General features: G+C 44.6%; 8 protein-coding genes. 1 reads left to right on the top strand and 7 read right to left on the bottom strand.

Going from position 1 to position 13512, the window contains the following annotated elements; genetic code table 11:
• Positions 1 to 20: 20 nt before the first annotated feature.
• From NP165_RS05460 to hrpA, 7 genes are all read right to left on the bottom strand, one after another.
• Complete coding sequence (locus tag NP165_RS05460; protein ID WP_257085303.1) at positions 21 to 959, bottom strand: hypothetical protein; 939 nt, start codon at positions 957 to 959, stop codon at positions 21 to 23.
• 44 nt (positions 960 to 1003) lie between these two features.
• Positions 1004 to 1963: a hypothetical protein gene (locus NP165_RS05455; RefSeq protein WP_257085302.1), complete on the bottom strand. Its 960-nt coding sequence runs from the start codon at positions 1961 to 1963 to the stop codon at positions 1004 to 1006.
• Positions 1964 to 2088: 125 nt separating this feature from the next.
• The gene (locus tag NP165_RS05450) at positions 2089 to 3099 is read right to left on the bottom strand and encodes a hypothetical protein (RefSeq protein ID WP_257085301.1); all 1011 of its coding nucleotides are present in this window, start codon (positions 3097 to 3099) and stop codon (positions 2089 to 2091) included.
• Positions 3100 to 7485 carry a PAAR-like domain-containing protein gene (locus NP165_RS05445; RefSeq protein WP_257085300.1) on the bottom strand — a complete coding sequence of 1462 codons (4386 nt, stop codon included), beginning with the start codon at positions 7483 to 7485 and terminating at the stop codon, positions 3100 to 3102.
• 17 nt (positions 7486 to 7502) lie between these two features.
• Positions 7503 to 7955 (bottom strand): hypothetical protein, encoded by a 453-nt coding sequence (locus tag NP165_RS05440; RefSeq protein WP_257085299.1) that lies wholly within the window; start codon positions 7953 to 7955, stop codon positions 7503 to 7505.
• A gap of 353 nt (positions 7956 to 8308) precedes the next feature.
• Positions 8309 to 8806: a porin family protein gene (locus tag NP165_RS05435; RefSeq protein ID WP_257085298.1), complete on the bottom strand. Its 498-nt coding sequence runs from the start codon at positions 8804 to 8806 to the stop codon at positions 8309 to 8311.
• Between the two features lie 105 nt (positions 8807 to 8911).
• Positions 8912 to 12862, bottom strand: coding sequence for an ATP-dependent RNA helicase HrpA (hrpA, locus tag NP165_RS05430; protein WP_257085297.1), 3951 nt, complete (start codon positions 12860 to 12862; stop codon positions 8912 to 8914).
• Positions 12863 to 13144: 282 nt separating this feature from the next.
• On the opposite strand from hrpA, the gene NP165_RS05425 reads away from it, so the two are divergent.
• The gene (locus tag NP165_RS05425) at positions 13145 to 13510 is read left to right on the top strand and encodes a VC1380 family protein (protein WP_257085296.1); all 366 of its coding nucleotides are present in this window, start codon (positions 13145 to 13147) and stop codon (positions 13508 to 13510) included.
• The last annotated feature ends 2 nt before the right edge of the window (positions 13511 to 13512 follow it).

Raw genomic sequence — 13512 nt, 5'->3', positions numbered from 1 at the left:
TTTTAATTAACACAGATTTCTCAAATTAGATGTTGCGTATACAAATCTGGCAATTCGTGATCTCTTCCCAATATTTCCTGTACTCGCCGCTCAAAGTTCTCAGGCTTCTCATCGATATAAAAGTAATATTTTGGCTGAGGCCGGACAAATCGTTCACCCTTAATCACTGCGCTTTTACCTTTATCCATAAAGGCAAAAATTTGAGCCATGAGCTCCGTATTGTCACTTTCATTGTTGAAATGCGCACGTCCTGTCGGCTGAAACCCAAACCTCGCCGGCCAGAACTGTTTTTTCTTGTGTTCACTGTACAATATAAAATCAAGTCCATAGCTGCTTTCACGGTAACCAAGGTTATCGAAGTGACAAGCGGCCACTTTCCCCCAACGCCATGTGTAAACAATCTGACGCTGGCGGTCGAAATAAAGGTCAGCAACCCTCGGTAAGCGAAAAAAGGCAATGGTTCCACATATAGATAAAGCTAGTAATGAAAAAATAATTACTATATGCCAAAAAACCTTACTTCTATAACGTTCACTACTGTACTCTTTTACGGTATGTAAATACTCAAATAAGGAGCTTTTCCCATCTTTACCAACTAAAGATTCGTAATAAAGAAAATCAGTATTATCGAAGGAACGCCCCGCTTCGATGAACTCTTGTTTACGTTCAATCATTCTATTGGCAAATGTTACCTCACTATTACTCGGTAGAAAGTCACTTGCAACATAAAACAGCAATCCCCAAAGCGCTAATACCAAAGGAGTGATGTATACAAATCGCATGGAATGCATAGGGGAAGCCACGGAAAGCGTAGTATCGTCCACCAACATAATCGAGTTCAGAGGATCGTTATAGGTATCAAGTGTGACGCGATCATTGAGCCACTCGCGTAGCTCTACGAATTTTCTAGCGCGTTGAAGCAGCCCAAAAGAGCCGCTCTTATTTCTTTTTTCTATCATTGAGTTTGATTCACAGCCAACACACCGATGGCCATTAATACCTGTTAATTGACTACTTTTAGATTCGCATAGAGGTCGGGAAGCACGTGCTCATGCTCTAGCAACTTCTCTAATCGTTCTTCAAATGGCTCTGGCTTTTTATCGATAAAAAAGTACGTTTTCGACTCTGGTCTATGGAAGCTCTCGCCTGTTATTACCGCGCTCTTTCCATTGTCCATAAAATTAAACACTTGAGCAAAGAAGTAGTCATTATCTCTTCCTGAATTGAGATTCACTTTTCCTGTCGGCTGAACAGTCACAGGAACCACGTCATAACCACCTTTACCCTTTTTGTTTTCACAATAAAAATAGAGAAGCAGTCCCGTTTTACGCTCTAAGAACCCCAAATTCTCGAAACGGCAAGCCGCCAGTCGTCCAAAAAACCAGGTGTAAACAAGGCCACGCTTTCTGTCGAAATATATATGCGCAGGCTTTGGGGATTTGATGAAAAAGATCGTAAAGAACAAAGTTAGAGATAACACCACACCCGCTATGACAGAATCAGAGATAAGAAACTTACGCTGCGTCTCCGTACCATGAGCAAGAACTGCTTTTGTATAACCAATGAGAGAATACTCACCATCATTTTCAAACATTAGTTTATAGTATTTATAATCCTCTTTGTGATATTCACTAAATGGTAAACCTTGAGCTTCCATTTTTTGATACTTAGCAAGCTTTTCTTCTCCAGTATGAATAGAAGCTGTATTTGACCCTAGCTTACCAATAAAAAAGAACGACAAAACCCAAAGCCCAATAACCAAAGGTAAAAGGTACGCAAATCGTAAACCATGCCTCGCATCACGCACAGACAAAACATCATCAGTCACCGCCATAAAAGGTTCTAACGGATCATGAGCTGGCTGAATCGGCTTAAATTGGGAAGCAAAAGACTCTCGCCATTTACTGAGTCTTTTTGGGTATTGGTATCTGACCAAGAAACCTTGGCTATTTGCTCTTTTCATTGTTTCTGTTGCCACGTAAGTAAACTGAATCGTTGGCTACCGGTGTTGGTTACACAAATAAGGTGATGGTTGCTGGTGCTCTCTTTTAATATTCCTTTAAAACCTCGATTCATTTATTTATCACACTAAATCGCATGGCCTCTCACCCGATTCGTTTGGTAGTGAGAAACTAGGTCACCTTGAGCGGCAAGAGCCGCTTCAACACGTTGTTCAAAGTTATCCGGCTTTTTATCCTTACGTAAGAAGTATTTTGCTGGCTCCCTTCTAAATGACTCTCCTGTAATAACCGCTTCTTTGCCATGTTCCATAAACGCTAAGATTTGAGCTAATGGATAAGTCATATCGCCTTCTCGATGAAAAGAAAGCTTACCAATATCAATACCCATGATCCCCATTGGTCGGTAGCCCGTTTGGTTTTTGTTCTCAAATTGCAATACGATATTTAAGCCAAGGTGATTTTCTAATATTCCCATTTTGTCAAATGATGCCGCTCCAACTCTCCCATGACGCCACGAATAGACAATTTGTCTGTTTCGATCAAAGTAAACTTCCGCGTCTTGAGGTTTGAGTAAGAAAAGCAACCACATACCTAAAGATAAAGCGCCCATGAAGGAAAAAAGGCCAATACCGAAAAGGAAATGATCTAGCTCTCCAAGTTGCTTAAGCGCTCTCATATGAGTAAACAATGTCACATCGCCGTCTTGCTCAAAATAGATACTGAAACCTTTAATAGAATTATCTGCGAGAGCTATCCCACGCCGAAAAATTTCCTCTTCTTCTTTATCTCCTTCCTTTTGAGCGTCGGAAAGGTAGCTTATGTATCTGGCTTTGTCTTCTTTATAGCTTTCAATCATACGAGCTGCCTGAGCCTTGTGAGCTTCAAAATCATATTGGTAGCGAGAATCGTAGATAAAATACAGGGTCAATACGGTTAGCATCAGCATCCATGGCACGACAATGGTATTTCGACGAGTATGATAACCAGTCCGTAACGTCAACAGATTATCATTGACCGTCATAAACGGCTCGAGCGGGTCTTTCATCGGGACAACGATCACTTCTGCTCGAAATTGCGTCCACCATTTTGAAAAAGGTTGCGCTTTTGTTGTGAATATTCCTTTAGAGCCGCGATTCATTTATTTTCCCCAAGGTGTTGTGTTTGGTTTTTCATCAAGCATACCTATTTGACTCGTGCTTATGTAGCCGCTGCTGGTTAAATAGCGTTTTGGCACAACAGTGTTTGGTGTCGGTTCATAACACCAGATCAGACGAGCCGGATGCGAAAACTCGACATTGACCGTGACATGCAGACCGTCTTCTTTGGCGATACATAACGCCTTATCTTCAAATGCTGCCACCAGCGCACTCCTGAAAGTTTCGGTCATGGCCTTATCGGGCTCAGGTACTGAGTAAGCCGCGTATTTGGCATCATCAAGTTCACGATAAATCGAGCCATGCAGTTGAGATACATTCATTTTAAAATCCGGTAAGACGAATACGTAACTGAACTTGTATCGATATGGCACTGAGCCATAAGGACGAATACTGCTGTCTACGATAGTGAGTTTTGGTGCGTAAAAATAGTTTAAAAACTCCTGCGACTCGATGTTCAATGCGGCATCAAAGTACTTAATGTTATCAGATGTCACAGCCTTGTTGTTATCAGATACCGCAGCGGCGATAACATCTATCCTCTCTTGAACAGTATCAATGTCTTCTTGCTTCTTAAAATCACTCCAAAACGGATAATACTTACTGGTCCCCCAGAAAGAGCTGTAGAGCAAGTTTTCAAAACTATTTTTGCCAAATCGGTCGATTTGATATGCGCTAAATAGGAGGCCAGCAAGACCAACGACTAATAATATGACTCCAACAGGGCCCTCGATGACAGAAAGGGCAATCAATAGACTGGAGACGCCACCAGTCAGATAGCCCAGAGAAGCTTGTTTATTGCCTGACCTATAACTAGTAAAAACATCCCAGAAGTAAATAAATGCCATTGCTACGTTTGCACCGACAACAAGTCCTTTTATAGGCGCTGCCGCTAGACGCGTATCTAGACGCTGACTGTAAGCTTGTAAACTGCGTACTCCGAGCTTTTCAGCTAACTGCTTACTCATATTCGGTAACTGCTTTTGAAGAGCAAGAAGTGCCCTCTCAGTTCCACGTGCTGCAACATTTACCCCTTTAGCACTGTACTGGCTAAGAGTAATACTGTCTGCGGTAATCGCCGCGAGCGTGGACAACATTTTCACCGTACGATACGCATATTCTTTGTCATCATTGACGGGATCAAGTGTATCGAACTGTGTTTGAGCCAAAAGATCATTTATGGTGTTCACATTTGCTTGATACGACCAATAGGTCAGTCCTAAGCCAGCACTTTCTTGAGCGAAGTGCAGAAGTGTTTTTGTGGGAAGCTTATCGGCCAGTTTTTTGAGCCATTCAGGCGCTGATGTTGTTGGTTCAGCTTCCAGTAATTCGAAAATACGTTGCTCTGCTCGGTTTGCTTTCATTTCAGACCAATTGAGAAGTTTTTCTCCAAATTGCACGTTCGATTTGGTTGAATTCGTTTGACCCGTTTGTTTATAGATTAAGTTTTCGATGTCATCCAGAGCCACGTTTAGTCGATTCCCAGTAAACCGAACTCCTAACAAGGCATCAAATAATGATGGTAAGGTTGATCTGTAAAAACACTCTAACCCAGAATTTCCTAGTAACTTAGTGCCATAAGTGAACTCAGCTTGTATGCGGGCTAAATAATTGCCTATAGAAGTTAATACTGGAGGAACAGCATGGTGCCAATTTATTTGTTCTTGAGGTTGAAGAAATACCATCTGAATGGCTTTTAGAGAAATCCCCCACACCTTATCTAATGAGGTGAGTTCTTCTGTATAAAAGGCTTCACCAACCCATCTATCCATGCTTTCAATACCTTCTTCACTTGCGGTAACGCCTTCAAAAAGCGAGCCAAGAAGGAACAGCAATTTACCCATCTCAGCAGCAGGATCGATAATTCCTTGCTGACGAATATCAAAGTAGTGTCTTAGATAGCAAGTTAGAGAACCAACCTCATCTTCAGCGCCTTTACCCGCAACAAAATAGTCCATTAGAGCAAGCAATTTCTTGCGTTCCGTCTTTTTCGTGCTGATTTCTCTTTGGTAAGCTTTCAAAAATAGTGGGAGTCTTTCCGTATCAAGGTTCTCTTCTGCTGCTTGTTTAACTTCAGGAATGTCGCTTTCAAGACACGACTGTGCATACTGACCAATCGTCAATGGGTATTGGTTGACACTTACATAGGCTTGCTGCTCAGCGACATTTTTCGAGATGACTTTGGAGATATCCCGCTGACGTCCAGTAGGATCAAACAAAGCCACCAAAGTGCCGTCTTTATGCTCGCTATGGCTTTTTTGCATGGTTTCAACCACACCTTCAGCAGCAAGGTGATAACTTAGTGTAGTGGTTGCCAAATCAAGGCCATGGGGCATCGGTTTCGCGCTGTCTTTGTCTGCCAACCATTTTTCATCGTTATTACGATAATCCTCAACCAAAGCACTGAGGTTCTCTTGCGTCGCCTCTTGGCTAAACTCCGTTTGCGGCGAACTTAAATCCACTTGCTGCATGGATTTTTTACGTAAGTCTTTATCACCGTTCATTTTGTCAATGATGGCCGCCGACCACTCATGCTCTGAGTACGCGATGGAGATTTTTTTCGTGTTGGCGGTTACAAATGCAAAGGGATAGAAGGTCGAGCCAGATGAGGTATCGAGCGTTAAGCCATCTTGTGCGTTCTCTTCATTGGTGAAGAAGTACTTCTCAAACTTCTCAAGCACACCAGTTGCAGTTTGGGTTTGGGCGTATTTGAAGATGTGGAAAGGTCGGTTCTCTTCCTCACTTTCTTCCTTAATGTATATCCAACCCTCTCGAAGCAGTCTCAGTAAGTAACCACCAGTTTCCTTCAGTCCTGATGCAGCCGTCATCTCCGACATGCTCGGTGGCGCCTGAGCAGGCATCACCTCATCAAAGAAATTCGCGTAGCCGTATCGAACTGGGTAGATTGGAATAACGTTTTCAATCACGCCCGCCACTTCGTTCATGAAAGGCTCCACCGTGTCAATGGTTTTGGTGGTGTTCACTACCGCTTCAATGGACTCGCTTTCAATAGAATGAGTGTCATCTGCGGCTTTAATCACCTTCACATTATCGGTATTGGCAAGAAGTGCAGCCGCCTTACTTTGCATCTTGATAAATACATCAGAAGTCAGATCAGGCAACTGCTTCATATAAGCACTTAAAGTATCAATATGTTTATCAAACACTTCATCGGATAAGTAAGCGTATTGCAGCTTGCTTGCTTCACCACGCAAGAAGTTTAAACGGCCTTGGATTTTATTAAGCAGTGAATCTAGCTCTTCATTGATGGTCTTTTCTGCAGCTTGCCAATTGTAATTCGCCAGATAGGTTTGTGGATTGCCTTTACCTCGTTCTCGCATGTACGCCAGCATTCGGTCTGTGGTTTCGTGAGGCGCTAAGCGAAGTAAAACCGACAGTAGTTCCCCTTCCTCTAACACTTGCGGCATTGTGTACGACAGTAGGGCTTCTGTGGTATGCGGCAGAGGTTGATCAACGTTGCCGATAATGGCATCACAGGTTTTCGACACATCAAATGTGGTCTCTGGATGAAAATGGGTGAAGTGTTGGGTGGTTTCCGCTTTCACCATGTCTTGAAAGTAAACATCGCTACTTAGAGTTTGACCGATACTTCCCCAAGGTGTGCCAATCGTTTCGATTCTTGTGGGTTGCCAAAAACCACGTTGCCCTTTGGTGGCAATATCAAAAAAGGCATCATCGGAGAGGCGTTCAACATGGTGAGGGTTTTCTCGACGCACAGGGGTAACGACAAATTCGTCTTGACTCTCTTCCACCATCAGTTTCACTTTGCCTGATTTGAGTGAGTCTGCCCCACCACGGCCTCGCCCATCAAGCTTGTTTTCATAAACGGTCGCGCCTTGTTCATCGGTTAGTTTAAAGGGCGCATTAACCAGTCGTTGACCATTTGGATGACGAACACAAACATCCATAATAAAAATTTCTTCTAGCTCTTCTTCAACCGAGAAAGGCGGATTTTGTACCCCAAAACACATAGTGTTGGCATTGTTCATGGTCATTTGATCACTTTGGCGGGCAACACCTCGGCCTTCAATTATGACATTCGAAGAAGACGTGACAAATTGAGCTTCACCTTGAATCGTGCCAGAGCTGATGCCTTTTTTGTCGCCACCTTCATCACCAGTACTGGTAGAAAACTTACTTCCTTGCAGCGCAATACAGTTACCACCATCCGCCGTGACGCTGGTTGAACCATCAACGAGATCTGAAGATTTGGCGTTATTGCCATAAGGGATAGGCACAACAGGCTTGCCTACTTTAGTTAAACAAACATCTGGCACAGAAGCATTCGCTTCGCCACCAGAACCTTTATGAACGAAACTTAACCCGTTTGCGCCTATTGTTGATGCCATGCTGTGTTCTCTCTAACTCAGTTTAATCGGACTTTAGTGGCTTGAATTTTGTGCAACTTATCCGCCGACGTGTTGATGTGTTGAGCGGTCGTTTTGATGGTGCCGTTTTTGGCTGTCATTGATACTTGAGCTTCTCCAGAACGGAGAATGATGCTTTCATCGCCTTGAATAACCATGTTTTTAGCTCTGAGGACGAGCAACTCTTCGTCAAGCAATGAACTATAGATATCAACGAGAATAGGTAGGCTGAGATCCCCAGCAAGAAAGTCAATTCTGCAATCCAATTGATTATCAATCGCCAATTCGATGTCCGATTTGGTAAATGCACGGCCAATCGCCGCCCAGACAGGCTGACCCACTGTGTTGCCATGAAAATCAACTTTAACGCGAGTTTGATCTGAGTGGACTTCACTTACCCAGCCGATGCGTGGATATGGTTCTCTGGAGTTGTCCTGACGGTGTTGGCTCATTACTGGAATTCCTCTAAATAAATAGCGAGGAATTTTAGCAATTAAAAGGGAGTAACAGACAGTTGCATATAACTAGGTTATTCTCTGGCGTAAGTCGACTAAAACACCCTTTAAATAGGTAAAAAGAAAGATGTCACAGACAAAAAGAACATAAGGCCTATCGATTCGTTTGAATGCACGAATTGTCAGAAAACACCAAGGTGAGACTAACATCACACTTTGTATAGCAAGTGCGCTAACACAAAGTCATTGCAGAGTGTCATGCAACCTTTCGTCACTTCTCGTTGAAACAAACCACAAAAAAACCACTCGACATAAGCGAGTGGTTTTGATTATTCGTCTATCTTATAAAATTATAAGAAGTGGAATGATGCGTTAACTGAAAAGTTCTCTACGTCTTCATCATCCATTGTAAATACATTGTACGATGCACCTAAAGAGATTGGGCCCATGATAAAGTATTCTGCACCTACACCGTACATTGTATCGATATCATCTTCTTTAAAACCTGCTGAGCTGTCTTCCAGCTTGTAAGAGTGCAGACCTGCTTTTGCATAGATGTGAAGAGGACCGAAGTCGATGCTTGGTTTTGCCGCTGCATAGAATGTTGAACCATCTAGGTTTAACTTTTGATTCTTGTAGTTAACGCCGTCAAACTCACCAAATGATTGGTAACCAGCTTCTAGGCCGATAAACGGAAGAATACCGGTACCTACGTGCACATTGTAAGATGAAGCCGTCTCACCACTAAAATCAGCTTGACCGACACTTGCACTACCATAAATCCAAGAGTCCGCAGAAGCTGTTGCTGATGCGCCAACAAGAGCAAGCGCTAATAGTGTTTTTTTCATAATAAACCTTCTTTTTAATTACTAATGGCAGTAGAGCGCAGAGGCAACCTACTGCCTATCAAGTCAAAATTCTGAACAATACCGTAAACCAAGCAATATTCATGCCTAGCAAGCATCAATTGCGTTCTTCACTCGCTTGTCTGATACCGGATATGGTGTCCCTAACTGCTGTGCAAAATAGCTTACACGAAGTTCTTCCAACATCCAGCGGATTTCTTTGACATTTTCCGGCACTGCCACCCCCTTAGGTATCTTATTGAGCAGTTCTTTGTAGTCATTAGCCACTGACTCAATCTTCAACATGTGCAGACGGTCTTTGTTTGGATCAATCGGCAATTTTTCCATGCGGCGTTCAATCGCCTTCATGTAACGCAGAATATCCGGCAAACGCTTCCAACCACATTCGGTAGCAAAGCCTTTGAAAATCAATCCTTCGATCTGCGCTTTGATGTCCGACAGCGCAAACGCCATCGTGAAATCGATCTTACCTTTTAGCTTTTTGTTGATGTTAAACGCAGTGGTTAAGATGGTTTCCACCTGCTTTGCAATATCGACCACGGTGTCACCCAGCTCGGCTCTCACATGCTCTTTCAACGCATCGAACTTTTCTGGTTCCCACACCAAACCGCCCTGCTCTTCAATCAACTTATCGACACCACACGCAATGCAGTCATCAATCAGATCCAGCACCTTGCCGTATGGGTTGAAGTACAAACCGAGCTTAGATTTGTTCGGCAAGTTCGAATGCAGGTATTTGATCGGCGACGGTACATTCAACAAGATCAAACGGCGCTGACCAGCTTGCATCGCCTGGATCTGCTCTTGCTCAGTTTCGTATAGCTTAATTTCCACGCTGTCTTTGGTATCAACAATCGCTGGGTAAGCTTTTACGTCATACCCGCCACGTTTTTGCTGATACACTTTTGGCAACTCGCCAAAACTCCACGTGTGCAAACCTTGCTGCTCGATGTCGTCATCCGCAACTTTGGACAAAGTTTCCTGAACCTTATCTTTTAAGCTCTCTTTTAGCTCATGCAGATTACGGTTTTCTTTCAGCTTGCGATTTCTGTGGTCAACCGCGCGGAATGTGACTTTTAAGTGATCTGGTATTTGGTCAAGATTCCAATCTTCACGCAGTACTTCTACCCCAGTCATGCGGCGCAGTTCTTTTTCCAAAGCATCCAAAAGCGGCGCTTCCATTGGCGTCACTCGCGCTAGAAATGCATCGGCGTAGTTAGGCGCAGGTACAAAGTTTTTACGCACTGTTTTTGGTAGCGATTTAATTAAGCTCACCACCAATTCGTGGCGCAGACCTGGGATTTGCCAATCAAAACCAGCTGGCTCCACTTGGTTGAGCACTGGCAACGGCAAATGCACCGTAACACCGTCACTGTCTTCACCCGGCTCAAACTGGTAACTCAGTTTGAGTTTAAGACCGTTCTGATGCCAGAAGTTTGGATAATCCAAATCAGTGATATGGCTGGCATCTCCTTTGAATAACATCTCTTTTTCAAAGTTGAGCAGTTCACTATTTTGCTTCGATGCGCTCTTCCACCAAGTGTCAAAATGTCGACCAGAGACGACTTCAGTACTGACGCGTTGGTCATAGAAGTCAAACAGCTCGTCATCATCGACTAAGATATCGCGGCGGCGAGACTTGTGTTCCAGCTCTTCCACTTCTTGCAGCAATTTGCGGTTTTGTTTGAAGAACGCGTGTTTGGTTTCCCACTCACCTTCAACCAATGCACTGCGAATGAAGATCTCACGGCTTATTGCACTGTCGATGTTGCCGTAGTTGACCAAACGCTTAGGCACGATTGGTACTCCGTACAACATCACTTTTTCGTACGCCATCACCGCGGCGCGTTTCTTCGACCAATGCGGCTCACTGTAGCTGCGTTTGATCAGGTGTTTCGCTAACGGTTCAATCCACTCTGGCTGAATCTTAGCGATGATGCGACCCCACAATTTTGAGGTTTCCACCAGCTCCGCTGACATGATCCACTTCGGCTGTTTTTTGAATAGCCCAGATGCCGGGAAGATATGGAAACGCGCGTTACGCGCACCTTGGTACTCGTTCTTTTCCTGATCTTTCATACCGATGTGAGACAGCAAACCAACCAAGATGGCACTGTGCACGCCTTGGTAGCTGGCTGGCTCGTCATTCAGTTTGAATTCCATCTCGCGCATTGACTGGTGCAGTTGGAAGTACACATCTTGCCATTCACGGATACGCAGGTAGTTCAGGTACTCTTGCTTACACTGCTTGCGGAACTGGTTGCCAGTGAGGGCTTTTTGCTGCTTCTGAATGTAATCCCACAGGTTCACAAACGTGAGGAAATCCGACTCTTCGTGGAAGAAACGGCGGTGTTTGTCATCAGAAGATTGCTGTTTATCACTTGGGCGTTCACGCGGGTCTTGAATAGACAGCGCAGAGGCAATCACCATCAATTCTTTCAATGCGCCGTATTTCGGTGCTTCCAGCACCATACGTGCTAAACGCGGGTCGATAGGTAGACGTGCAAGTTGGCGACCAATATTGGTTAAGCGCTTCTTACCACCTTGAGAACCGCCATCTTTCGCTTCGGCGTTAATCGCGCCTAGCTCTTCAAGCAAACGCACACCATCTTGGATGTTGCGTTTATCTGGCGCTTCAACAAATGGGAACGCCTGAATGTCGCCCAGACCCAGTGCGGTCATCTGCAAGATAACTGACGCAAGGTTGGTACGCAGAATTTCCGGATCAGTAAACTCAGGACGAGAATTAAAATCCTCCTCAGAGTAGAGTCGAATACAGATACCTTCTTCGACACGACCACAACGACCTTTACGCTGGTTGGCGCTCGCTTGGGAAACGGGCTCAATTGGCAGCCGCTGAACTTTGGTGCGGTAGCTGTATCGGCTAATGCGCGCTGTACCTGGGTCAATAACGTATTTGATGCCCGGGACGGTCAAAGAGGTTTCCGCGACGTTGGTTGCCAGCACAATACGGCGGCCAGCATGTGGTTGGAAAATCTTATTTTGCTCACCCGCAGACAAACGTGCGTACAGCGGCACAATCTCGGTGCTCTTCAGGTTACGCTTTGAAAGCGCATCGGCGGTATCGCGGATTTCTCGCTCACCGTTCATGAAGATCAGGATGTCGCCTAGCCCTTCATCACACAGCTCATCGACGGCTTCAAAAATGCCTTCTAGCTGATCTCGGTCGCTATCGTCATCGCCACTCAGCGGTCGGTAACGCGTTTCAACCGGATACGTGCGACCAGACACTTCAATGATCGGAGCACTACCAAAATGTTTCGAGAAACGTTCTGGGTCGATGGTCGCCGAGGTAATGATCACTTTAAGATCTGGGCGACGCGGAAGTAACTCTTTCAGGTAGCCGAGGATAAAGTCGATGTTCAGGCTGCGCTCGTGCGCTTCATCGATAATGATGGTGTCATATTGATTCAGGAAGCGGTCATGCTGAATTTCAGCCAGCAAAATACCGTCTGTCATCAATTTGATTTGGGTGTTTTCTGATATCTGATCGTTAAATCGAACCTTGTAACCAACGAACTCACCCAGTTGGGTTTCCATCTCTTCCGCAATACGGCTGGCAACCGAACGAGCCGCCAGACGACGTGGCTGAGTGTGACCAATCAGGCCGTACTTACCGCGGCCTAATTCAGCACAAATCTTCGGCAGCTGAGTGGTTTTACCTGAGCCCGTTTCACCCGCGACGATCACCACTTGGTTTTCTTCAATCGCTTTGGCAATGTCGTCTCTTTTCTGACTGACGGGTAGCAGTTCTGGGTATTCGATGGTGGCTTGGAAGTTGGTGCGTTGCTGCACTTCCATCATGGATTTCGCGATATCAAGAGCGATTTCATCCAGTACCGCATTGCGAGAAGCGTCTTTTTTAATTTTGCTTGCACCGGAAATGCGTTTATTGAGACGAAATCGATCGCGCATCATGCACTGCTGAAGTGCTTTCCGTAAGGATGCCGGCGTATTGGCCTGAACCTGTTGTTCAGTCGCCTTAGATTCTGTTCTTGGGGGCTGTGACGATGTCAAAGCGTTACCTATTCATTCTTTTCATAAAACTGCGCGGATTGTAGCATAAGCCGTGTTATCGATTGAATAAAAACGCTTATAGGGTCACTCTCTAAAAAGGATTCACACAGATATCTAACGAGGGAGCCACTCAGACGCCAACAGCAACACTAAAACTTCAGTGTTACTAGCGTTTTCTTGCCTTAAAATGACAATTATTAGTCAATTGAACCTCTTAGTACTTATGTTTCACCGCCGTATGCCGTTAATATAGATAGCGTCCTGTTCTTAAATAAATTGACTGTGAAAGTATCCGAACTCAAAACACTACTTAATTCCCTCCCCGCTCACTCAGACCCAGAAGTGGTATGCGGTGAAATGTGGCTACCAGAACGACTCACACAAGCTCAACTTGACGGGGAGTTGCTGTTTCTGGAATTTGATTCTGCGCCCGAGGACATTCAGGGAGAAGAAGAAGGAAGAGGTTTTGTTGAGCATGAAATTGATATGATCAGACACCGTTTAGAGCAAATTCTGGACGACGAGTCAGATACAAAGACAAAAGCGGATGCTATGCTAGCACTTTTCCTCATGGGCCATGAGCTAACAAGCTCTGAAGTCGTCGAAATACTTGAGAACCCAGAAATAGTAGAAGAAGCAATTGACTAATT

Origin of the sequence: Vibrio japonicus (genome assembly GCF_024582835.1) — a bacterium.
Classification (GTDB): Bacteria; Pseudomonadota; Gammaproteobacteria; order Enterobacterales; family Vibrionaceae; genus Vibrio; species Vibrio japonicus.
Note: the sequence above shows the minus strand (reverse complement) of the source record. Positions and strands in the feature narration are given on the sequence as shown.